We start from the raw sequence: 23,963 nt of genomic DNA, 5'->3' as shown, positions 1-23,963 counted from the left end.
AGTTTTGACAATTTTATGATGTTTTTAGCCTAGAACAAATAGCGCATGACCATTTTGGCTTCATCAGACATCATATCCTTATTCCACGGTGGTTCAAATGTAAGATCGATCTCCACTTCGTCAACGCCCAATTGTTTTACTCTTTGGATAATCTCTACCTGCAATTCTTCCATGGCAGGGCACCCCATCGTAGTTAGCGTCATCCGCACAATCACGCGTTTGCCTTCATCGAGAATCGTGACACCGTAAATCATACCTAGATTTACTACGTCGATTTGAATTTCCGGATCTAAAACTTCTTTTAATTGCTCGTATACTATATCTTCAGTAATCATTCGAAATCCCTCCCACTGTCATCTTAATCGTAACGAATTCTTTCAACTTTGTCCATCCTGATCTGCTGGTTGCGTGACGTGATGTTTAACCACACGGCGAATCCGGCGCTCTATGACGCTTTTTTCACCGTTCTTTTGGTCTTGCACTTGTTCTAAATAGGATTGTACCTTTTGCACATCTGATGGAGTAATCCGCCAGGAACGATCTGCAAAGAGAAATGTTTCCGCAGAAAGCTCATGTCGATCGCGCAAGACTTCTAATGCATTGCGAATACTACTCATATCACTCACAAGCATCCCTGCAACCTGCTCTACACTGTACCGCTTTGTCATCGTAGAAGCACCTTTCTAAAATCAATTGACTTCAGTTTAACATGCTCTCATATTTTTCGGTATACTACAGCTATTGGTGCGTACACCTCGACTTAAGGAGATAAACAGAGTGACACTTACTGGAATCATGGATATCGGATCAAATTCCATGCGGCTGTCCATCATTAAACAGCAGAGCCATCGTTCTTTCTACGTAGTTGATGAACACAAATCATCTCCCCGTCTCAGTAATGCTCTCTTACCAGACGGAACCTTATCGCAACGTGGCATTGAAGAATTACTGACCCATCTGCGCGAGTTTCAAGGCCTGTGCAAAGCATATGGCGTATCCAATCTAGTAGCAATCGGTACGGCTGCGTTGCGTACTGCAAAAAATCGCGCCGATATTATCGAGCAAGTGCGAACGTCTATTGGGCTTGACATTCGGGTCATTAGTGGTGAAGAAGAGGCGCTTTTGGGATATAGCGCCATTACGCACACTCTGCGTGTAGATACCGCCTACATTATCGACATTGGTGGTGGCAGTACAGAAATTTCATTATTAGAAGGCGGCAGATTAATCGCTACACACTCGTTTCCTTTTGGGGCAGTGACACTTAGTCACAATTGGCCTGCCAATAGTACTCCAGAAAGCATCCAAAGTGCTATTAGTCCAATTGTTGCTACGATGCGTTCCAAACCTTATCTGTCAGCACATCCCGGCATTGAGATTATCGGCATTGGAGGTACTATCCGCAACTTGGCTACTGTGCAGCAGGCGCGAATCAATTATCCATTGTCTATCACGCACAATTACGCTATGAGCACAGAAGAAATACGAGAAACGATCGGTTGGCTCGCGTCATTACCTGTGAGTTTACGCAAAAAAGTTGAAGGATTATCAAAAGATCGCGTCGATCTCATCGTACCTGGAGCCACCATTTTACTTGCGCTCATTGAAGTGTTACACAGCCAACAAGTGCGCGTTAGTGGTCGCGGTTTACGCGATGGCACCTTTTATTCTCATGTCATGGGAGAGCCTACAGTTGACTCTTCCCGAGTACTGCAAGACAGTGTTTTAAATACTTTGCATCGCTTTCAAGAATCTGAAGCACATGCCACACACGTAACAGATCTTGCCTTTGAATTATACCGCGATGCAAAAGAACTTGGCCTGATTCAACCATTAGCAGAGCGAATTTTATATACTGCTGCTATGCTACATCGCATTGGCGTTCATGTCAGCTATTATCATTATGATCGACATACCTTTTATCTGATTTTAAATAGTGCACTGTATGGACTCTCACACCGTGAGATGATACTTGCAGCGGCCGCCGCTTCCTTTAAAGGGCGCAGTAAACTGCGCAAAATATGTGCACCATACCGTCTGCTGCTATCAGAAGAGGATATCCAATTGGCAACTAAGTTAGGTGTACTTATACGTCTAGCGGAAAGTCTGGATAGACGTCACGAACGGCGCATCGATCATGTGACACTTAGGACAAATAATAAACAGGTGCAGATGACCATCTATTCCTCACAAGATGTCGAAGTAGAAGCTGCTGCCGCAAAAAGTTTTGCTCCATATGTCAAAAAAATTTTCAAGCGTACACTGAACATTGAACATGAATCTGTTCAACCAACACGATAAAGACAGTACCAAGTGAAGAAAGGGGCTTTCGTTACTATGCGTTTGCGAAAAGCACGTGGATTAGGGAGAACCATGAATTATCCAGGACGCTTATTTATTGTAGAAGGCAATGACGGTTCGGGAAAAAGCACACAGATTTATTTACTCAAACGTTGGTTAGAAGAACAAGGATATCCGGTGTTTTTTACAGAGTGGAACTCCAGTGAACTCATCAAAGCGGCAACCAAAAAGGCAAAAAAGAAAAATTTACTTACACCTACTACTTTTAGCTTAATTCATGCATCAGATTTCGCTGATCGCTACGAAAAAATGATGTTACCCCATTTGCGAGCCGGTTACATTGTGCTCGCTGATCGTTACGTGTATACAGCCTATGCGCGCGACATGGCGCGGGGATGTGACCCTGATTGGGTCAAAAACGTATACAGTTTTGCCGTAAAACCGACGATTAGCTTTTACTTTAAAACGCCATTAGAGGTTTCCCTTGATCGCATATTAAGCTCACGTCCACAGTTGAAATATCATGAGGCAGGCCTAGATTTAGGTTTATCCAATGACCCGGTCGAAAGTTTTAAATTATTTCAAGGGATGATTAAAAGTAATTACGACAGTATGATCGAAGAAGAGCACTTTATGGTCATTGATGCCACGAAGTCAGTAGAAAAACAACAACAAAAAGTGAGAAAAGCTGTCATGGATCATTTACGGGATTATGTGGCACCAAGTGTATCTCAGGAGGAGCAACGCGCATGAATACTATGCAATCAATGGATGAACGCTTCTACGGTGCAGGACTTCCGTATTTACCAGATTCAAACTACAGCGGAAAACTTATTGTCATCGAAGGTGCCGATTGTTCAGGCCGCTCAACTCAAACTGTGTTATTAAAGAATTGGCTAGAATTTAATGGACATGCCGTCATGGACACGGGTATCAAGCGTTCCGATTTGGTGAGCACAGTCATCGACCAGGCAAAAAAGGGTAACGTGCTTGGCAAAACCACGCTGAGTTTACTGTACGCCACAGACTTTGCGGATCAGCTCGAAAATAAGATCATTCCTGCTCTGCGCGCTGGCTTTATCGTGCTTGCTGATCGCTATATTTTCACACTGATGGTGCGCGACTTAGTGCGTGGAGCAGATCCAGACTGGTTGCATGAACTATTTGGATTTGGCCTTGTACCTGACCTCACTGTATATCTTCAGATGCCTCCTGAAGTACTATTGCACAGGCATTTCCAAAAACGCGGATACTTAGAATACTGGGAATCTGGCATGGATCTGTCTCTCTCAGCTGATATGTTCGAAAGTTTTCATCGCTATCAAACCATGTGCCAACAACAGTTTGACGAATTAGCCCAAGAATTTGACTTTGTCACGTTAAATGGCGCACGCGATATAGAAGAAGTGCAAAAAGATATTCGGTGGCGCGTTTCTCGCCTTCTTGGTGAAAGCAAATGAGTCAAAGTAGTACGCCGTCAATTTTATCTTATCAACATCAAGCCGATATCATTCAACTAGTCAATGTCTACCGCACAGACCGCGCGCATGGCGAACGAGTGATGCAGTTTGCACAGGTGATATTTGAATTAACGAAAGACATGATTGTGGACAAGCGCCAACCACACAAAAGCCAAGAAGAACTGCTCATGCGGCTTACAATCGCAGCTTTATTGCATGATATTGGACATTATGTAAACGATGTTGCACATCATAAACATAGTCGCTATCTCATTGAAACAGCCCGTCAAACTGCAGAGTGGGATGAATTATTACGCGCCGACGTGGCCCGACTAGTCTTTACACATCGCAAAAAAGCGAAGCGTTCATGGCTGATTTCACATTTTAAGAATCGCAGAGAACTCTTTCAACTCTCTGCGATTTTGCGCGTGGCAGATGGACTAGATCGCCAACATGCCAACGGCGTTGAGATTGTACAAGGAAGTGTTCAGCAGGAAAACTATACTCTTGAGTTAACTGGGTTAAAAGAGATCCATGCGAGGCGTATTGAGGAGAAAAAAGCAGATGCTTGGAAGTTTGCTTTTGGTCATTCACTCGCTCTAAAAACAAACCGAATACCATAAAGAAAACCAATGGTTACCATCGTAACAATGGGCAATAGCAGGTGCGGAACATGTGCTGCAAGTGGATCACTTGCGATCATACCACCTGCTACCCAAACGATAATCAGCGCTCCGATGTACATAAATATTCGACTACGAGATATCAGATCTGCAATGAGCGTACTCGCAAACATAATGAGTGCAATACTGACAATCAAACCAAAAACCAGTACTACTTCATTGCCTGCAGCAATACCAGCTAAAGCGACCACATTATCTACACTCATCATAACATCGGCTAGCACAATGGCAGTAATTGCACCTGCCAGAGTTTGGGGTTGTCTTTGCTTACCTTCTGCTATATCTTCATGATTCTCTTTTGGACGGATGAGCGTCCAAGCAATATAGCAAAGTAAAATCCCACCTACCACTTGCAAATACGGTAACGTAAGTAACCGCCCTGCAAATAGCGTAAGCCAAATGCGCAAAATAATCGAGATTGCCGCACCAATCATTACTGCTTTGCGCCTACGCGCTACAGGCAAGCGCAGTGTTGTTACCCCAATCACAAGAGCGTTATCCCCTGATAACACAATATTTACGATAAGAATTTCAAGCACCTTTGTTGCCATCTGTGTCCACACGATGTGCCATCCATCCTTTCTCGCGTTTACTTTTTAAGAACATGTTGTTCATGCTTTTGTGTACGCATGTTACGATAGCGAATCACACTATAGATCACTAGCAACACAGCACTTACAATGCCAATGATCCAAATTTCAAGCTGGTGTGATCGGAAATGTAAAATGCGATGACCTACATAAGACTCTAAGGCGATCATCGGAGCTTGTCCAGCCACTGTCGCTGCTACAAATGGCCAGAATCGCACATGTGCTGCCCCGGCCATGATATCAATAGCGGAAGATGGGAGCCATGGTTGCAATCGCAACGTTAGAATGACAAAAAAAACAGATGTACCGCGTTCTTTAGCTACTTGTTCAAATGCAGACTCAATCTTCGGATGCCGCTTTAAAAACTGCTGCAGTCGTTTACGCAAAAACGTATCCCATGCTTTAACTGCAACCAGATAAAGAAGCAATGCCCCCGTAAAAGCTCCTGCAAATGTAATAAGATACCCCACAATAAGTCCATGTACCGTCGCATTAAATCCAGCCAATAATGCAAATGGAGCAAACGGAACTACAGTCTGTATCACAATCATGAAATAACTAATGACCAAACCAAAGATCCCAGCATGACGTAACATATCAGGAATCTTAAACCAGATACCCGTACGATATAACCAAAAAAAGACCGCTCCTACTATGCCAAAAACCAGTAAAAGAAGTAGACCTTGGCCAATCCGCTTGCCAACCGATCGGATCACACCCTTATACGAGATCATAAGCGTATTCTGCCCATCACGAGCTATTCCATGAGCGTTCACAGAAAAACGTCGTTGTTATGTAAAAAAGAATAACATAGCAAAAATAATATACGTAGCAGCTACCATTAAACCCTCGTACCAATGAGATTCTCCATCAAGTGACACAAGACTCACAAGGATCGTTGCTAAAAAAATTACAATCACTTCAGCTGCAGTAAAAACAAGCGTAAGTGGCCTTCCCATAGCATGCCCTATCAAAACAAGTACAGGTGCTACAAATAAAGCCACTTGCAAACTTGAACCGACTGCAATCTCCACACTACCATCCATTCGGTTATTTCGCGCAAGCAGTATAGCTGTAAAAAACTCTGGCGCAGCCCCAATGAGCGGCACAAAAATAAGACCTACAAACTCTTGTGTCAAATGCAACTGTACAGCAAGAGGAGTCAGAATAGCGACAATTTCATCACTTAAAAAAGCAATGACAACAGTCGTGGCTATCAGAGCCAAAATATGTGGCCACACCGGTTCTTTACTCGCTTTAGAGTGCTCTCCCTGATCTCCTGCAGCTAAGTATGTCCGATGAGTAAATAAAGAAAACACGAATCCCAAAATATAAACCACCAAAAACACAATCGCAATACCTATACTCAGTGGCTCCTTACCAGAAATATGAGGTTGCACGAGTGATTCGATACTCATAATGGTAAGGCCAATCACCGCAACAAAAAGCATGACGCTATTGACCCCAGCCTTAATTTGATTGAACGTCTGTACTTGCCGTCGCATACCTCCAACAATCATGGAAATGCCAAGTGTAAGCAACAGATTTGCCAAGATGCTTCCCACAATACTGGCCTTCACTAATGTCGTCATACCATGTACAAGAGCGATCACAGAGATCAATAGTTCGACTGCATTGCCAAATGTAGCACCCAATAATGCACCGATGGACGATCCGAATAATTCACCAAGGATGCCCGTTTCACGGCCAATAATCCGAGCAAAATACACAATAGCAAAAGCCACAATGACAAACTGTAGTGTTGGGTTTAACGGCAATCGATCGAGCACATAAGCCAAGATAGCTATAGCAACAGCCATAGCTATCTGCCACCATCTCCCTTGCATGTGACGCCACGCCCCCTACATTCACACCTTCTATCTAACCCTCGCTCACCTTCTGCATAGGGGCAGACTCAGTTATTACATCTGGCACCCACATACGTCTATCATCAATTGCCGATGTCTTATAGGAAGTAGGCATTGTACTTAGAACACGCGCCTGTTCCTGCTTTTGTAGCTGATTGATTACTGTCGCACGTGATGAACGAATATACCTCGCTTCAGCCACAATATCTTCTAGTTCTTCTCGCGTCAATGCAATCGCTCCATGAATGTGCTCTTTGATTTCAAGAACACCTTGAACGGCTATAACCAATGCTTTTCGCATCCATTTTTTCGATGTGGGATGAGTAACTGCTCCCACGGTCAACATACCGGCTCCAATCAACCACTTATTCTCGCCTTGCGCCATACCACTTCAGCTCCTTACCCATCCTATGATCTCATAGAGGAAACTTAATCCATGCCAAGACATTATGTTTTGTCTCTTTACTCTTTACTTTAATGTATCCAAATAGATCACTTACAAATCCACTCCACACTTTTGTAAGCGATGCCTTATCTACTTGTCCACTTTGAAATAGACTCAAACTCAAATCTAATGCCTCATGAACCAATACTTGGGCTTGTTTCAAGCGATTTTCTACATCCTGAAACATAGTAATTCCCCCTTACACGTTCGAAGGTTTGCAACAAATAGGCAACAAACGATCCCCCAATGGCCATCAGTAAATAAGGCATTGGCAATGGGGTTGTTTGAAAGATTCTTTGTAATGGCCTACTATAAATCGATCCAATCACTAAAATAAACGATCCCAAAAACGTGGCACGCAATATCTTGTCTGTTGGAATCGGTGAAGTCACCCGTTCATCATCGCGATGCCAGCTCTCTATATGCATAAGTTCTGCTAATGAGAGCGTGACCATGGCCATGGTCTGGGCCATAGCAACACGTTGCGACATGTTTAGGCCTAGCGCAAATACCAAAAGTGTTGGTAAGCTAATGGCAACAGCGTGTGTGATGATTTGTCGAAGATAGCGGACATCGAGCAAATCTCGTTGCGGTTTTAACGATTGGCTCACTCGCCTAGTTTTGCTCGATCTCGTCACAAGTCCAATCGTAGGAGCAGCATCTGTCAAAAGATTGACAAGTAAAATTTGAACAGGAACAAATGGCAAAGGCATCCCTAAAAATACTGCAAGTGCTGCATAGATTACTTCACCTAAATTCCCAGAAAGCAAATAACCAAGTGCTCGTCGAATATTACCAAGTACCTCTCTCCCCTCTCTTACACCTGAAACAATCGTCGAGAAACTTTCATCCGTCACGGTCATCTCACTTGCCTCACGCGTAACTTCTGTACTATTTTTTCCCATCGCAATACCGACGTCCGCTTGCCGTACTGCAGGAGCGTCGTTGACACCGTCTCCTGTCATGGCTACAACTTGTCCACGACTTTTTAGTGCATCCACAATGATTAACTTATGCTGTGGTGCCATACGCGCAAAAATAGAAACCCTTTGCACAGCATCCGCTAGCTGTTCTGACGTCATACGTTCCATCTCTTCACCAGTCAGTACAGCTGTGTTATTGTCATCATCAACTACTAAGCCAATGTCACGTGCCACTGCACATGCTGTATCTGGATGATCACCTGTGATCATGAGTACCCTAATCCCAGCATCGCGACATAATGAAACGCTCTCTTGCACGTGAGAACGAGGTGGATCGATCATTCCGACAATGCCTACAAAGATTAAATCCCGTTCTAATTGATCGCGCATATCATCATTCATCTGCGGCTCAGTCAACCACTGCTTTTCCTCATCGACGAGAGGACGATACGCCACGGCTACCACACGCATTGCTTTTTTTGCATACTCTTGTGCCTCATCAATCATTTTTGTTCGAGATGCTAAGGAAAGTGGTTCGATCCCTGTTTCACCAAGTAAAAAAGTCGATCGAGCAAGAATTTCCTCTAGCGCTCCTTTTGCTATGAGTTCTACTCCCTGCTCATCTTTACAAATCACGCTCATTCGTTTTTTTTCAGATTCAAATGGCCACTCATGAATTCGTTCCACACCTGCCATGTCTCTTACATCTATCCCCGCTTTTAACGCCATTACAAGTAGTGCACCATCTGTTGGATCACCACGTACTGCAAATTGATCTGCATGCATACTTTGTGGCGATTCAGCACTCATCCCATAACGCTTATTGTTGTATAGGAGTTCTGCATTATTACATAAAACACAAAGACGAGCTAACGGTTCCACAAAGTGCGCAGGCGATTGTTCATCGTGATCATGAAAAGTTGTCGTGATATGGCCACGCGGATCATAGCCATTACCTGTAACATGAAACCGCATTTTTGCGGTCCACATATGCCTCACCGTCATCTCATTTTTAGTGAGCGTCCCTGTTTTGTCTGAACAAATCACAGTAACTCGCCCTAGTGTTTCAACAGACGACAGTTTTCTTACAAGCGCACTTGATTTCCCCATACGTCGAACGCCTGCGGTGAGTCCAATCGTGATTAAGAGAGGCAGTCCCTCAGGAATCGCCGAGGCAGCAAGTGCCATTCCTGTGAGTAGCATGTGAGATAGTGGTAAGCCTCGCCATATGCCAACCAAAACGACTAATGCTACTGTCCCTAAAATAAAAAAAACGAGGAGTCGCCCTAAGGCATGTACTCGTTGCTGAAGTGGGGTTTGTGTCACATCTGTGATCGACAAAGACGAAGCAAGTACCCCCATTTGCGTGTTAGCACCAATGGCAGTCACCATCATTTTTCCTCTTCCGCGCGTGACCCCTGTCCCCATAAACATAGCTTCGGATGATCCAATAGCACATCCATTTGCTACACCCGTATCCAATTTCACGTCTCTATTCTCTTGCAAAATCTTTTCGACAGGTTGCGACTCACCAGTTAACATGGATTCATCCATCCAAAGTCCATACGCTTCAATTAATATGCCATCTGCGGGGACACGATCGCCCGCTTCTAATAAAACAATCTCACCTACCACAACTTCCGAAGCTGGGATCACCTGTGCTATACCATCTCGAATCACTGTGGCTGCGTAGGAGGTTAATTGGCGCAGCGCCTCTGTCTCTTTACTGACTCGCCGTTCTTGTAAAGCACCTACGGTTCCATTAACCGCCAAAACCAAACTGATGGTGAGTGCGTCAAAAAACCGCCCGGTTAGAAGTGACACGCCTGCAACACCAACCAAAGTTAAAGACATCCAATCACTGATCTGCGACCACATCACTCGCCATACAGAAGGTTTTCTTGGTGTTGGCAAGACATTATACCCATACGTGGCTATCCGTTGCTCCACCTGCTGCACTGTCAGTCCTCGCGACGTATCAGTACATGAACACTGTTCAAGAGGAGGAGGTAATCTTTGTTCATCATCATTACGCCACTGATCACAAGGCTCTTCTTTTGGGATCACTATAGGTAATGGTGTTACACCATCCATTTGAACTTGTCTCATATGTGCAAAATAGGAAGCACTCACCACATGAATTTGTCGATTCACATCATATGGAAAAATGATTTCGTCTACTTGTTCTTCAAAGCTGATAAGTATCCGTCCTGTAGCATCATCTGCACGAATCTTTGCTTGTGGAAGATAGCGTGTTAGATGCTGATAAATCATCTTCGCTAACACCTTATTTCCACGCATATACGGTACGGCAAATCGCATACGTCCAGGAATTTGACGAACTAATTCACACTCCATGTGTACAGACATTGCTGTTATCGCCACCTTATTGAATCAACTAGACACAAGAAACTGATGCTGCAAAAGCTGTGTTGTGATCCATGTATGAACTTATCTTGAATTAGTATCACTCCAGCAAATTCACATATCCGCGGAAATCACATCCAATTATTTTTAGACATCATGGCGAATCACACAAACTGTGGTAAGATGGCATGTAGAAAGGGGCGGTACCTTTGTCCTTATCCCCTTCTTGGCGTCGCACGCTGTCTTTACTCTGGATTGGCGCCATCGCTATTCTGGTTGCAGTATTTGCATATCAAGAACGCGACGATATAGTACGCGCTATTCCCTACCTCAAGCGTGCAAATTATCGTGTATTGATCTCAACAACGATGTGTGAGATCATCTACTTTATTTTGCAAGCGATAGGCACAACAATTTTATACAACGTATACAATGTACGAGCCAGGTTATCTATTGTAACTGGGATGCTATTTCACGCAACGATGCTAAACGAAGTCATGCCTACATCAGGAGCCTCAGGAACCGCTGGGTTTATTTATTGGGGAAACCGTATGGGTTATGGTTTGCGCACCTCCATTAGCATCAGTATCTGGCTAAGCTTGCTTAGTTATATAGCGATCATTCCGCCTGTTATCGCTTGTATTCGCGTGCTTTTCATGTTGCCAAAAGGTCCCCAAGCAATCATTTGGAACGCTGTTACAATCGGCATCGTTTTCACTATGATCTTGGTACTAGTAGCTGTCCTCTGGACACTCTACCGTGTTCTAGCAAAGTGGGCAGGCACATTCGTCCCATCTGTCAAAAATCACATGTTCGCACGACTTGTCGGGAAGATTCAAAATAAATTACACTGGTATACGAAAAATGAGTTGCGCAAAGAATGGAATATAGTTAGTAGCCATCCTTGGCGTATGTTCATCACCTTAGTTTTGCTGTTTTCCATATACCCTGTTCGCGTATGTATGTTGATGCTGTGTTTTATGGCTATACACTATCCAATTGGATGGTCAGTAGCGATTTATGCGTATTCGCTGACCCTTTTGTTTTCTGTCGTTTCGTTAGCACCAACGACACTTGGGGTAGTAGAGATTGCGTTAACCACTGCACTTAGTTGGTTTGGGGTACCTTTACCCATTGCTTTAGCTGGGACACTGCTCTACCGCATTTCATCATTTTGGTTGCCTATACCGGTAGGTTTGCTTTATCATCCGTGGCTTTTATCGCAAGTTCAACAACACATAAAAGCGCCGTAACTGTATCTGCCCCTTAACGCATATAAATGTTAGGAAGACGTGCAGGAAAACTGAAGATCTTGGAGAACATATCAATACAAGCGGATTGGTTCCGCGATAGATTAGGAGGCTCTACATGAAAGAAGAACGAATGTCGTCTTCCGGTAGCAAAGTCCGAGAGGAGTGGGATCTACGAAGCGATGATATGGTTTCACGCAAATTTAGTCAGGTGATTGCAAACGCTGTAGAACAAGCGCTTAATCACTCATCGAGAAAGAGTTCAAAGGATAATGTGGCTATTTTCGTGGATTATGACAATGTTTACTGGACGCTTATGAATCGCTACAGACATGATCCTGATCACGAAGATATAGATAAAAATCTTTTTGATCGTTTATGGACATTTTATGGTATGGATAATATCCGAATGTTTAAAGCGTATGCAGATTTCGAACAAGTAGATGCGAATCTTACCAGTTTACAAAAGAAACGAATACAAATTCGCCATGTGTATGCCAATGGTAAAAACGAAGATAAAGCAAAGAACGCTTCCGATATCGAATTATCTATCGATGCCATGGAAACTTCATATTCAGATCCTAATATCACCTGCTACGTCTTTGTAACTGCTGATAGCGATATGATTCCTATCATGAGCCGAATGTTGTATAGAGGGAAGCACGTAGAACTTTTTTATGTTGAAGATGCCATCGCTAAACATACCGATATTCGCAACTATGCGCACGAAAGTTACGATTTACTTGAGTTTTTATGCGTTGACATCAGTCCAAAAAATCCATCAGATTTTGTGGACGAAGCCATAGACTATATTACTGAATGGCACGCACAACCAGCCAATAAAACAAAAAATCTAGGACCTAAGTGGTTACGAGATGGGTTAGCTGATTATTTGGCTATTCCAAGCAATACAGCAAGTCAAGTCATTGATCTCCTGCATCGAGGCAATTATATAAGAGAAGAATTGCGCACAAATGAATACGGTACGCATAAGAATATAGTCTTAAACTCAGATGTGGATGTTCCAGAAGAGCAAATTTCTACAAATTTCTAAACAATACTCACATCGATCATGCGCAACAACAAGGTTAGTTAAAGGATTTTCATTTATCACCCCACGACCGCAAATAAATTCCATAAGTCGAATCTTGACAACATATGTCGACTGAGTTTATTATGAAATTGGTTATGAGTGCTCCTATGATATCCGCCCTTATTGCTCGTCATTATGATGTGCGTCGAATAGTCAAAAAGAAGAAGGCCATATGGCCTTCTTCTTTGTATGATCATTACTTTCTTTTTAATGAACATCGTTTGTGTAGTTTTCCAGATCTTAATTGCCCAGAATATGATATCCACTATCTACATGAATCACTTCACCCGTGATGCCACGTGATAGATTACTCATAAGAAATAATGCAGTATCTGCTACTTCAGAAACATCTGTCGCTCTGCGCAAAGGAGCCTTTTCTTCAATCGTGTGTAAAATTTTATTAAAATCTTTTACACCTTTTGCTGCTAACGTTCGAATAGGTCCTGCAGATATTGCATTAACTCGGATTTGATGCTCACCAAGATCGTTGGCTAAATAGCGCACACTCATGTCCAGTGCAGCTTTAGCAACTCCCATGACGTTATAATTTTCGACGACGCGTTCTCCACCTAGATAGGTCATCGTCATAATGCTTCCACCTTCAGTCATGATTTTCTGTGCGCGATGAGCCACAGCAATCAAAGAATACGCTGAGATATTTTGCGCAAGTAAATATCCATCACGCGAAGTATCTACAAATAATCCGCTTAAGTCCTCCACCTTTGCATACGCGATGCTATGCACAATTCCATGTAATACATGGACATTTTCTTCAAGATGGTGAAATAACGCATCCAATTCTGCATCATTTGTCACATCACAACGCAATAAACGCGATCCTGGCATGCCCTCGTTAACTAACGATCGAACACTTTCTTCCATGCGCTCACCTTGATATGTAAAAATCAACTTGGCGCCAGCATCGTGCAATGTTTGAGCAATCGACCAAGCAATACTACGTTTATTAATAACACCCATCACTAAAATATTTTTATCTTTCACTAACATTGATTATTCACTCCTGGTATTTTTGTTTAAACACTCTTTATTCATGTTGAATATACAACAGTAACAATCGAAGAGTCGCTGCAATAGCCTCTCGGTGAGTCCGTTCATACGAATGTGACGAGTCAATACCCGCACCAATGAGAGCTGTGGCTAGATCATATCCTGCGCGTCTTGCAGCACTAGCATCTGATGCATAAAACGGATAAATATCAATGGCATGTGCGACGTGATTGCGCTCAGCTAGATATACAAGCTGTCTCCTTAAATCATAATTATAAGGTCCGCTGGAATCTTTAGCACAAATAGACACAACATACTCTGTAGTTTCCAAACCATCCCCAATCGCACCCATATCCACTGCAATGTATTCAAAGGCAGTTTCGGGAATATTGGAGTTACCTCCATAACCAATCTCTTCATCTGTACTAATAAGAATAGCAAGACTATATGGCAACACAAGTTGTTGCTCCTTAATCACTTGTAATAATTCCAATAGCATGCCAACGCTTGCTTTGTCGTCTAGATGGCGTGATTTCAAATGACCACTTGGCAAAAGTACGGCACGAGCATCAAATGAAACCATGTCTCCAATACGAATGCCTAATGTACGTACATCTTGCTCATTGTTCACCCTTTCATCAAGGCGAATCTCCATCGTATCCTCAGTTCGTTCTTCTGCTTCTTTATAGACATGCGAAGATGCTTTATGAGCAACAATCGTACCAGTATAGGAAGCGCCTTCTAATGTATGTACTAAGCAATATTCACCTTCAACGCCATGAAATCGAAACCCGCCAATGGGAGACATTTTCAAACGTCCACTCGGAAGAATCTGCTTAACAATAGCACCTAGAGTATCCACGTGTGCCGCGAGTACACGAGTTCGTTCCCGCTGCCCTGGCACCTGTACAACTAATCCACCTTTAAAAGTTTTAGACACTGAGAATCCCATCTGTGCAATCTGGCGATAACAATAATCAATTGCACGATCTGTAAATCCAGTGGGACTCGGTATCGAGACTAACTTGAGGATATGACTAATGGCCAGTTCAACCGCATCGTCAAACCCATCTTCGTTCGCTTCTGTATACTTCATGCTTCATTCACCTCAAAATGGCCTATTTTACTCACTGTTTATCTATTGTATCATGATTACCCTATACTCGCATGGCCTGTTCCACAACAAGGCCACCCACGTATGATGAGTGACCTAATAAAAACATATATCCCATTTTAAAAAAAACACATATGATCGTACTACTTGTCCAATAACCAATCATTGACTACAGTCTTCTTTACATACGGTGGCGGGACTGGCACATCGCGCAACGTTGTAGCCACAGACATTGCTATCGCACGTGCGACATGTTCGCGATAAACTGTGGTGCGAAGCCGAGCAGCATCGCTGTTATTTGTTAAAAAGCCTACTTCTATAAGTACAGTTGTACACGGTGAATGCCTTAATACAAAGAAGTTTTTACGAGGTAGGGGTCGTTGGGTAGAACTCGCCACCTGATTCAATGCATGTTGGATATTGGTTGCAAGCGTTTTACCTGATTCTGACGGTGCATAGTAAAATACGATTGGTCCGCGATCATTGACATTAGTTGAACTATTGATATGAATCATCAAAGCGCCAACTGCCTGCGACTTGCGAATAAAGTCCAAGCGATTTTGCAGATCTCGTTTATGTCGACCAGATAGTTTAGATGGAAATAACTTCGATACATCTGTATCTGTATCTCGCGTCATTTGCACCTGATATCCAGCCTGAACAAGATGTGCGCGAATTCGCTTCGACAGATCTAACGTCACATCCTTTTCAATGAGACCAGCTCCAGAAGCTCCTCCATCCACTCCACCATGACCTGGATCAATGACCACTACTTTCGTTTGTGCCTGTGCAGATTGTGGACTATGCATAAACAGCACGGTCCCTATCACTAGATACACCATGACCATATGACGCAAAAGAGATCGTCTGAAAAAAAATATCTTCACTACACCACGTAATTGACTCACGTTCGCATCACCCTGTATGTACAGTCTGCGAACTTGCCCATTTTCATTCATGCACGCAAAGTTTTTTGCACAATTTCCATAATCTGTGGACTTGTAAGTACTCCTAATGCCACTTGATCCTCTTTTGTTCCCTTACGTAAAAGCGAGCCCGTACGGCTTTGTTTTGCATGCACATAGTTTTCTTCACCAGGAGCCATTCTCACTTGTTGCGGTGGAGGCGCACCAAGTTCTGACAATACTTGGCGCACTTGTGCTTCTTGTGCACGCAAGACGATCACCGCCTCTTGCGCAATCCGTTGCACAATGCAGTGTTTCGTTCTCTGATCTGTTACAAATGCATGAAATAAATCTGCCGATGCAAACCGCAATAAAAGAACATCCCACAATACCGCTCGATCATATGCAGCGACCCAATCCTCCACAGAACGAATGACACTTTTTGCAGGTGCTGTCGCACTAAATGTAGTAAGTGCCCGCTCAATATCTTCCATTTGCCAACCGCGATCACATAAAAGTAAAACAGAATCTCTAGTAAGATGATAAGCTGACATTTCGTCAGCGCGTTTCAATTCAGCTAATTCTCCCACTAAAAAATGAACACATGTTGGTGCTTCTTCTGGAACGAGGATGTCCAGATTTGGTTGTACAAAAAACTCTTCACTCACAGATTCCGACCACTTTGGTATCCGCACTAAAAATCCATACTCAACATGTCTACCAATTTCTATCAATCCACATGCTGACGCTATGCGAATAAAATGATCAAGTGAATTTGACCACGAGGGAGGATGCTCCATTGGTTGCAAGATAAGCAAACCGCCTATAGCACGATCTAAGGATAACCACTCGCCTTGCGGCAATTGCCTTAACCAAACCGAAAGCACCGCCATCACATGGGGATGTAGACCGCCCACTAGACGAGGCAATGAAGCCATTAACTGTTCTCGCAACGCCTCATCAGACATCATTAAAAAGCGGTGCAACGCTTTACCGTGTAAGCGCACAGTGTCTGATGAACGATCAATAACGCCCATATCTTCTAACACAAAAATGCTCGCAACGACTCCAAAGGGTACCGCTTCCCAACTTCCAGTCCCTTTAATGCCTTCTATTTGCATCGTGCGCAAATAGCTTTTTAATTTGGGTAATTCTCTTTTATAGGGGATGGATGCTTTAGTCAGTGGCAATGGATATTTTGTCAAATAGATAGTAAACCGTGCGATATCTCGTATGAACATCCGACCATACCGTTCCAATATATTGATCTCACCTACGACCGCAGTGTCGTTGGCGACACGAGGCGTCTCATCCATCAAAAGTTCTACGATATGTGGCACTACCATTTCCTTCATCTCTTCTGGTAGACTATACGCTTCACCGACGTACCACGTCTCTGCTCGAGATAACATCCCTACCCCTACCAATTGTTCAAGAGCATTTTGCAAGGTTGCTCGGTCCTCAGGAAAATATTCTAATAAAGTAGGTAATAATCGCACTGCTGGAATTGCCATCGTGTATCCATCCGCTTGGATTTCAAACAGCGCAGCCATATATACACGTTGCACAAGGGACGATAAAGAATTCCAGACGAGCAAAAATCCTTCTTTTGTTAGTAATCTCTCTGCAATTGCTAGTGCCAACTGATTGCGATCTTTTGAGCCTTCTTTCATTTGCAAAATGTTTTGCAGCACTCGTAACTGTTTTGCCCCAAGAGACAGAAGCACATAAGGCAAACTCACTTTTGTGCCACCTCCAACTGGGATAATTCTGCATGGTCTAAAATTTGATATTCATATCCCTGCTCTGTAAGAAAGCGTTGCCGGCTCAATGCAAACTCCTGATCTTTTGTTTCTTTAGCTACCAGTGTATAAAAATGTGCCAATACACCTTCGGCCTTTGGACGCATAATCCGCCCCAACCGTTGTGCTTCTTCTTGTCTCGATCCAAAGGCGCCAGACACTTGAATAGCAACACTTGCATCTGGTAAATCAATGGAGAAGTTCGCCACTTTCGATACAATGAGGACTTGTATCTCCCCCGTTCGAAAAGCTGCGTATAAACGTTCTCGCTCTTTTTGTTTGACCGACCCCGTGATGAGTGGTGCTTGTAACCTTGCTGCGATGCGTTCCAATTGATCGACATACTGGCCAATCACGAGAATCGATTCCTCTGGATGGAGCTTAATCAACTCTTCCACGGCCTCATCTTTAGACACGGCTTCTGCTGCTATACGTGCCTTTTCGCGCAATTCTGCTTGGGCATATGTACGCCGCTCACCATCTGTAAGTGCAACGCGAATCTCTGAACATATAGCTGTTGCAATCCAACCTTCTGCCTCAAGTTCTTTCCATGGCGCATCGTATTTTTTCGGCCCAATCAAAGAAAAGACCTCATCTTCACGCCCATCCTCCCGCACAAGTGTAGCTGTCAATCCTAATCTACGCCGTGCTTGAATCTCGGCGGTCACACGAAAAACAGGTGCCGGCAATAAATGTACTTCATCGTAAATAATCAGTCCCCAGTTGTGTTCAGAAAGAAGAGACAGATGTGGAAAATGATCTTTTCCACGTGGCCGATAACTCAAAATCTGATATGTCGCAACAGTCACGAGTGCTGTATCTTTCGATTGGCCACTATACTCCGCAACTTGATCTGCAGTAAGCGTTGTTTTATCCAGGCATTCCCTCATCCACTGTCTCGCAGCAGTGACATTTGCCGCCAATATTAGCGTAGATGTTTGCAACAATTCCATAGCCCGTAATCCAATAATCGTTTTACCTGCTCCACAGGGTAGTGTCAGAACTCCAGAACCACCAGTCAATGCCCCACCTTCGTGAAAAGCATTTGCTGAGCGTTCTTGATAGTCTCGCAATTCAAAATCACGTCCATCAGCCAACTGTTTCACTAAGCTAAAATGCAAAGGAAGCCCTTCCGTATACCCAGCTAAATCTTTCACTGGATAACCAATCTTCGTAAGTGCCACCTTAATCGTTCCCCGTGATAGTAAAGGAACTTCTACTTCCGTATCTGAAATCACTTGTCGCACAAGCAAGGCGATCGTTTTATGACGAATAATCTCCGTGAGTACCAGGGGATCTTCAGAAGCTAATATAAGCCCATGTTCGCCTTTGCGCAATTCAAGAATGCCATAGCGATCCATGGTTTCAGAGATAAATCTCGAAATAGCAAGTGGAACATCATAGCGACTCAATTCAGATAATCTTGTTACGATTTCTTCAGAAGAATGACCTGCTGCAGCTGCATTCCAAAGCGACAATGCCGTGACCCGGTAGGTATGAAAATGATCCGGGCTTTTTTCTAACTCCGCAAATTTCGCTAAAACTTGCCGCGCTTCTTCCATGTGTGGATGATGCACATCAAGTAGTATCGAACCATCCATTTGCACAATCACCGGGCGCATCACTACATCCACCTGGTCCATCACACTCCTGACTCATCTAGTAATCCAGTACCTCTATCTTTGCACATAAAATAGCCATAAAAAAACATATTCATATAGTATACCACTTTGTTCTAAGTGTTAACCATACCTTGCCGTTCTTGCAGGGTGCAAGGTATGCATAAGAAAAAGAGACAGCGTAGCAGTTGCGCTGTCTCTTTTTGATCAAGCCCATAGATTCTCTAGCCTACTAGCAACAATTAATAATGTGCAAGGACACGCTCCGTCATTTGATCGGTCGTTACAACATCGTCCTGCCCGCGCGCTAAGTCTTTCGTGCGCGCGCCGTGGGCAATTGCCTTTGCAACTGCTTGCTCCACACGCGTTGCAGCATCATCTACATGTAATGAATACCTTAGTAACAATGCAACAGACAGAATAGCACCAAGTGGATTGGCTATTCCTTTTCCTGCAATATCTGGCGCCGATCCATGAATGGGTTCATATAAACCAATCCCTTGGCCAAGACTGGCAGAAGGTAACATCCCAATAGAACCAGTCAACACGGCTGCCTCATCACTTAAAATATCTCCAAATAAATTTTCCGTTACCAAGACATCAAACGATTGGGGGTGTGTCACAAGATTCATAGCACATGAATCTACTAATTGGTGCTCAACTTCGACATCCGGATAGTGTGAACTTACGTCCTGAACAATCTCGCGCCATAACCGCGAACTATCTAACACATTGGCCTTATCAACGGAGGTGAGTTTTTTTCGCCGCAAGCGAGCAGCATCAAATGCTGTGATCAATACCCGCCGAATCTCATTTTCCGAATAAAACATCGTATCATACGCAAACTGCATACCATGTGCGTCTGATCCCCGTTCACGTTTTCCAAAATAGGCGCCACCTGTCAGTTCGCGTACGATCAGCAAATCCACACGTTGCGCAATCTCTCTGCGTAGTGGTGAAGCGTCTAACAACTCACTAAAAGCTTTCACCGGACGCATATTTGCATATACACCCAGTGTTTTTCGCAAAGCAAGCAACCCTGCTTCCGGACGCAAATGACCTGGCCCCACATCCCATTTGGGACCACCTACAGCACCTAGAAGAACAGCATCTGCCTTGTGTAATGCCTCAAGTGTAACATCAGGTAATGGCACACCATAGGTGTCAAGCGCTTTTCCACCAATAAGGTGTTCACTCATCACAATCTCAACAGACTGCCCCTTAAGTGCATGTTCTAGTACCTGTACTGCCGCCCGCGTCACATCGGGTCCAATGCCATCTCCTGGTAATACTACAATGTGATATGCCACGTTATCCCCTCACTTTACCAACAATGCAGGTGCAACTCGCATGATGGTGTAGCGGTTAATCGCATCAATATACGCCCTAGCAGATGCATCTAAAACATCACTCGCCACATGCCTACCTGTAAATAGTCGATGATTCACTCGCACTTGAACGCGCACTTCACCAAGCGCATCTTGACCTGGCGTAACTGAACTGATTTGATACGTTGCAAGCTCAACCTCTTCACCTGTGGCGCGATCAATCGCGCGGTAGATCGCCTCTACTGGTCCATTGCCAACTGCCGCTTCTTCGCGCACTCCTTGTGGCCCCGTTACTCGAACAGTTGCTGTAGATAGTGGCTGATTGCCACACGATACATGTAAGTAATCCAAGGTATACGTGTGTTGCGCTTCACCATAAACACGTTCATCCACCAGTGCGAGAATATCCTCCTCGGTCACTTGTTTCTTCTTATCACACAATTCCTTGAAACGCATAAATAAATTTTGTAAATCTTGATCGGACAACACATAGCCAAGCTCTTCAACATGTTTAAAGAATGCATGACGTCCTGAGTGTTTGCCTAGCACAAGTTGCTTATTTTCCACGACTCCAACCACTTGTGGATCGATAATTTCATAAGTCGTACGTTCCTTCAGAACACCATCTTGGTGAATCCCCGACTCATGTGCAAATGCATTTGCACCTACGACTGCTTTATTGCCTGGGACAACCATACCCGTTAATCGACTGACTAATTTAGAGGTACGCGCAATTTGACTGAGCTCTAATTTCGTGTCTACACCGTACATATCTGCGCGTAACGCAAGCGCTACAGCCACTTCTTCAAGCGATGCATTCCCTGCTCGCTCCCCGATACCATTCATGGTGACCTCTACTTGGTCAACACCTGCCGAAATTGCCGCCAGTGTATTGGCCACAGCAAGACCCAGGTCATCATGGCAATGTGCGCTAAGGAGAGCAGAACCTAGCTCTACTTGTTCACGCATGCGAATAAACCTTTGTGCGTACTCTTGTGGGAGTAAGTAACCTACAGTATCTGGAAGATTGATAACAGTAGCACCTGCTGACACAGCCGTCTTAACAGCTTGCACTAGAAAATCAAAATCTGTTCGCCCTGAATCTTCTGCAGAAAACTCAACAAAAGGCACCTTTGTTCGTGCAAAACGAACAGCCGAATCAATTTGTTGTAACACTTGATCGCGAGTCATACGCAATTTGTGCTGCATATGGACGTCTGAAGTGGCTAAAAACAAGTGAATACACGGTGCATCAGACGGGCTACATGCTTCATATGCGCGTAATATATCGTTTTCTGTCGCACGCGCTAGAGAACACACGGATACTCCCTTGACAGCACGTGCAATGGTCTGAACTGCAGCAAAGTCACCTGGTGAGGCAGCCGCATAACCAGCTTCAATGACATCTACCCGCAATTTCGCGAGCTGTCGTGCAATCTCTAATTTCTCTCCAGCAGTAAGACTCACTCCAGGGGACTGCTCCCCATCTCGCAGCGTGGTGTCAAAGATTTGAATGTGCTTCACAGGCAATTCCTCCCTCTCTAGCATCGTCTCTCTATTTACGCGCTTCCCTCATGTCGATCAAAACGTCTATCTTCTATTTTCCGATGAAACCCATCATAGAGCGCAAACTTTTTCCAACTTCTTCGATTGGATGATCAGCATTTTGCTCGCGCATCGCTAAGAAAGATGGACGTCCGGCCTGATTCTCCAAAATCCAGTTGCGTGCAAAAACGCCTTTTTGAATGTCAGAAAGCAACCCTTTCATGGCCTTTCGCGTTTCCTCTGTTACGATCTTTGGTCCTGCATTGTAGCCGCCAAATTCGGCTGTATCACTGATTGAGTAATTCATGCGGGACAATCCGCCTTCATAGATCAAATCAACAATCAACTTCACTTCATGACAGCATTCAAAAAAGGCAATTTCCGGTTGGTATCCTGCATCTACCAATGTCTCAAACCCAGCTTTAATGAGGTCTGCAACGCCGCCACAAAGCACCGCTTGTTCGCCAAACAAATCGGTCTCTGTCTCTTCTTTAAACGTCGTCACAAGAACTCCGGCTTTTGTACTCCCAATGCCTTTTGTATACGCTAATGCATACTCAAAAGCTTGCCCACTTGCATCTTGATGAATAGCAATTAAAGATGGAATACCGCCACCAGCTTCATAGACTCGGCGAACAAGGTGCCCCGGACCCTTAGGAGCAACTAATACCACATCAATATCATCAGGTGGAATGATTTGCTTAAAGTGAATATTGAAACCATGTGAAAACATCAACGTTTGCCCTTTGTGCAAATAAGGCAATATTTCTTCCTGGTAAACTTTTGCTTGTCGTTCGTCAGGAAGTAAAAATTGTAAAATATCCGCTATTTGTGTCGCCTCTGCCACAGACATCACACTAAATCCATCTTCTTGTGCTTTGTCAGCTGACTTACCTGGCCTCTGTCCAATGATAACCTTTACGCCACTATCGCGAAGATTTTGGGCCTGTGAATGACCTTGACTACCATACCCAAGAACTGCAACCGTTTTACCATGCAATAATTGTAGATCCGCATCATTTTCGTAATACATTTTCATTGATTAATACACTCCCTAGCCATATCAAGTTGTCGTTCGATACCTATGATTCGTAGTTTCTCTTTTCTCTCTATGCTCTCTCTTTTGTCTCAGGTTATTTAAACATATTCAACTGACCACTTCGCTTGAATGATCCTCTTCTTGTGCGACAGCACGCAATAATGCAGTGACTCCTGTACGCGCGATTTCAAGAATTCCAAATGGGCGCAATAATCCTATCAACGCGTCTACTTTTTCTCCAGAACCCGTGACTTGAACCGTCAACGATCCGTGGCCAACATCCACAATCGCCACCCGAAAAGGTTCGAGTATATGGGAAATCTCTGGTCGTGTCGTTTTATTTGTGGTGACCTTAATCAGAGCCAATTCGCGTTTCACAGCTGGATCTTTTGAAATATCAGTCACCTGAATGACTTCAATCACTTTATCCAACTGCCTCATAATCTGTAGGGCAGTTGCATCATCACCACTACTTACAATGGTCATTCGACTTAATCCAGGTTCTTCGGCCGCACCAACGGTAATACTCGCAATGTTAAAGTCACGCCGTGAAAATAGTCCTGCCACGCGTGCCAATACACCTGGCCGATCATTAACAAGTACAGATAACGTGCGCTCCATCA

General features: G+C 43.9%; 23 protein-coding genes. 6 read left to right on the top strand and 17 right to left on the bottom strand.

All coding sequences use genetic code 11. From position 1 onward, the window contains the following. Positions 1 to 29 precede the first annotated feature (29 nt). Together MM817_RS05515 and MM817_RS05510 are read right to left on the bottom strand one after the other, a co-directional pair. Positions 30 to 335 (bottom strand): metal-sulfur cluster assembly factor, encoded by a 306-nt coding sequence (locus MM817_RS05515; protein ID WP_241712445.1) that lies wholly within the window; start codon positions 333 to 335, stop codon positions 30 to 32. 42 nt (positions 336 to 377) lie between these two features. Beyond that, entirely contained in the window at positions 378 to 668 is a 291-nt protein-coding gene (locus MM817_RS05510; RefSeq protein WP_241712444.1) for a hypothetical protein, read from the bottom strand. A gap of 109 nt (positions 669 to 777) precedes the next feature. On the opposite strand from MM817_RS05510, the gene MM817_RS05505 reads away from it, so the two are divergent. From MM817_RS05505 to MM817_RS05490, 4 genes are read left to right on the top strand one after another with little or no spacing between them, the layout of a single operon-like run. Beyond that, positions 778 to 2,301: a Ppx/GppA phosphatase family protein gene (locus MM817_RS05505; protein WP_241712443.1), complete on the top strand. Its 1,524-nt coding sequence runs from the start codon at positions 778 to 780 to the stop codon at positions 2,299 to 2,301. A 36-nt stretch (positions 2,302 to 2,337) separates the two neighbouring features. Further along, on the top strand, positions 2,338 to 3,054 hold the full coding sequence (tmk, locus tag MM817_RS05500) for a dTMP kinase (protein WP_241712442.1): 717 nt from the start codon (positions 2,338 to 2,340) through the stop codon (positions 3,052 to 3,054). Then, on the top strand, positions 3,051 to 3,761 hold the full coding sequence (locus MM817_RS05495) for a dTMP kinase (RefSeq protein ID WP_241712441.1): 711 nt from the start codon (positions 3,051 to 3,053) through the stop codon (positions 3,759 to 3,761). Before tmk ends, MM817_RS05495 begins: the two co-directional genes overlap by 4 nt. Then, positions 3,758 to 4,384, top strand: coding sequence for an HD domain-containing protein (locus MM817_RS05490; protein WP_241712440.1), 627 nt, complete (start codon positions 3,758 to 3,760; stop codon positions 4,382 to 4,384). The genes MM817_RS05495 and MM817_RS05490 overlap by 4 nt, the downstream gene beginning before the upstream one ends. Here the strand turns inward: MM817_RS05490 and MM817_RS05485 are convergent. Genes MM817_RS05485 through MM817_RS05460 form a run of 6 tightly spaced genes read right to left on the bottom strand, consistent with a single transcriptional unit; the run spans position 4,348 to position 10,640 of the window. Beyond that, positions 4,348 to 5,007 (bottom strand): YjbE family putative metal transport protein, encoded by a 660-nt coding sequence (locus tag MM817_RS05485; RefSeq protein ID WP_241712439.1) that lies wholly within the window; start codon positions 5,005 to 5,007, stop codon positions 4,348 to 4,350. The genes MM817_RS05490 and MM817_RS05485 overlap by 37 nt on opposite strands. A gap of 26 nt (positions 5,008 to 5,033) precedes the next feature. Further along, positions 5,034 to 5,810 (bottom strand): TVP38/TMEM64 family protein, encoded by a 777-nt coding sequence (locus MM817_RS05480; RefSeq protein WP_241712438.1) that lies wholly within the window; start codon positions 5,808 to 5,810, stop codon positions 5,034 to 5,036. A gap of 15 nt (positions 5,811 to 5,825) precedes the next feature. Further along, a complete protein-coding gene (gene cax, locus MM817_RS05475) occupies positions 5,826 to 6,881 on the bottom strand; it encodes a calcium/proton exchanger (protein WP_241712437.1) in 1,056 nt (351 codons plus the stop codon). Between the two features lie 34 nt (positions 6,882 to 6,915). Further along, positions 6,916 to 7,287 carry a hypothetical protein gene (locus MM817_RS05470; protein WP_241712436.1) on the bottom strand — a complete coding sequence of 124 codons (372 nt, stop codon included), beginning with the start codon at positions 7,285 to 7,287 and terminating at the stop codon, positions 6,916 to 6,918. A gap of 31 nt (positions 7,288 to 7,318) precedes the next feature. After that, on the bottom strand, positions 7,319 to 7,534 hold the full coding sequence (locus MM817_RS05465; protein WP_241712435.1) for a hypothetical protein: 216 nt from the start codon (positions 7,532 to 7,534) through the stop codon (positions 7,319 to 7,321). Then, positions 7,482 to 10,640 carry a cation-translocating P-type ATPase gene (locus MM817_RS05460; RefSeq protein WP_241712434.1) on the bottom strand — a complete coding sequence of 1,053 codons (3,159 nt, stop codon included), beginning with the start codon at positions 10,638 to 10,640 and terminating at the stop codon, positions 7,482 to 7,484. The genes MM817_RS05465 and MM817_RS05460 overlap by 53 nt, the downstream gene beginning before the upstream one ends. Before the next feature lie 206 nt (positions 10,641 to 10,846). On the opposite strand from MM817_RS05460, the gene MM817_RS05455 reads away from it, so the two are divergent. Both MM817_RS05455 and MM817_RS05450 read left to right on the top strand, forming a co-directional pair. Continuing rightward, on the top strand, positions 10,847 to 11,890 hold the full coding sequence (locus MM817_RS05455; RefSeq protein ID WP_241712433.1) for a lysylphosphatidylglycerol synthase transmembrane domain-containing protein: 1,044 nt from the start codon (positions 10,847 to 10,849) through the stop codon (positions 11,888 to 11,890). Between the two features lie 115 nt (positions 11,891 to 12,005). Further along, a complete protein-coding gene (locus MM817_RS05450) occupies positions 12,006 to 12,941 on the top strand; it encodes an NYN domain-containing protein (protein WP_241712432.1) in 936 nt (311 codons plus the stop codon). Between the two features lie 279 nt (positions 12,942 to 13,220). Here the strand turns inward: MM817_RS05450 and fabI are convergent, their stop codons facing one another. The 9 genes from fabI to ilvN all read right to left on the bottom strand — a co-directional run bounded on the left by fabI (position 13,221) and on the right by ilvN (position 23,961). Beyond that, positions 13,221 to 13,988, bottom strand: coding sequence for an enoyl-ACP reductase FabI (gene fabI, locus MM817_RS05445; RefSeq protein WP_241712431.1), 768 nt, complete (start codon positions 13,986 to 13,988; stop codon positions 13,221 to 13,223). 37 nt (positions 13,989 to 14,025) lie between these two features. Continuing rightward, entirely contained in the window at positions 14,026 to 15,084 is a 1,059-nt protein-coding gene (locus MM817_RS05440) for a M42 family metallopeptidase (protein WP_241712430.1), read from the bottom strand. Between the two features lie 161 nt (positions 15,085 to 15,245). Continuing rightward, positions 15,246 to 16,010: an N-acetylmuramoyl-L-alanine amidase family protein gene (locus MM817_RS05435; protein ID WP_241712429.1), complete on the bottom strand. Its 765-nt coding sequence runs from the start codon at positions 16,008 to 16,010 to the stop codon at positions 15,246 to 15,248. Positions 16,011 to 16,057: 47 nt separating this feature from the next. After that, positions 16,058 to 17,749: a helicase-associated domain-containing protein gene (locus MM817_RS05430; RefSeq protein WP_241712428.1), complete on the bottom strand. Its 1,692-nt coding sequence runs from the start codon at positions 17,747 to 17,749 to the stop codon at positions 16,058 to 16,060. Then, on the bottom strand, positions 17,746 to 19,452 hold the full coding sequence (locus tag MM817_RS05425; RefSeq protein WP_241712689.1) for a DNA repair helicase XPB: 1,707 nt from the start codon (positions 19,450 to 19,452) through the stop codon (positions 17,746 to 17,748). The genes MM817_RS05430 and MM817_RS05425 overlap by 4 nt, the downstream gene beginning before the upstream one ends. Positions 19,453 to 19,670: 218 nt before the next feature. Further along, on the bottom strand, positions 19,671 to 20,738 hold the full coding sequence (gene leuB, locus MM817_RS05420; RefSeq protein ID WP_241712427.1) for a 3-isopropylmalate dehydrogenase: 1,068 nt from the start codon (positions 20,736 to 20,738) through the stop codon (positions 19,671 to 19,673). 9 nt (positions 20,739 to 20,747) lie between these two features. Then, a complete protein-coding gene (locus MM817_RS05415; protein WP_241712426.1) occupies positions 20,748 to 22,280 on the bottom strand; it encodes a 2-isopropylmalate synthase in 1,533 nt (510 codons plus the stop codon). Positions 22,281 to 22,353: 73 nt separating this feature from the next. Next, positions 22,354 to 23,340, bottom strand: coding sequence for a ketol-acid reductoisomerase (ilvC, locus tag MM817_RS05410; protein ID WP_241712425.1), 987 nt, complete (start codon positions 23,338 to 23,340; stop codon positions 22,354 to 22,356). A 108-nt stretch (positions 23,341 to 23,448) separates the two neighbouring features. Beyond that, positions 23,449 to 23,961, bottom strand: coding sequence for an acetolactate synthase small subunit (gene ilvN / locus MM817_RS05405; protein ID WP_241712424.1), 513 nt, complete (start codon positions 23,959 to 23,961; stop codon positions 23,449 to 23,451). Positions 23,962 to 23,963 lie beyond the last annotated feature (2 nt).

The sequence above is a fragment of the Sulfoacidibacillus ferrooxidans genome, assembly GCF_022606465.1.
Lineage (GTDB): Bacteria > Bacillota > Bacilli > Alicyclobacillales > SLC66 > Sulfoacidibacillus > Sulfoacidibacillus ferrooxidans.
The sequence above is the reverse complement of the archived record's forward strand: the minus strand, read 5'-3'. Positions and strand labels throughout refer to the sequence as shown.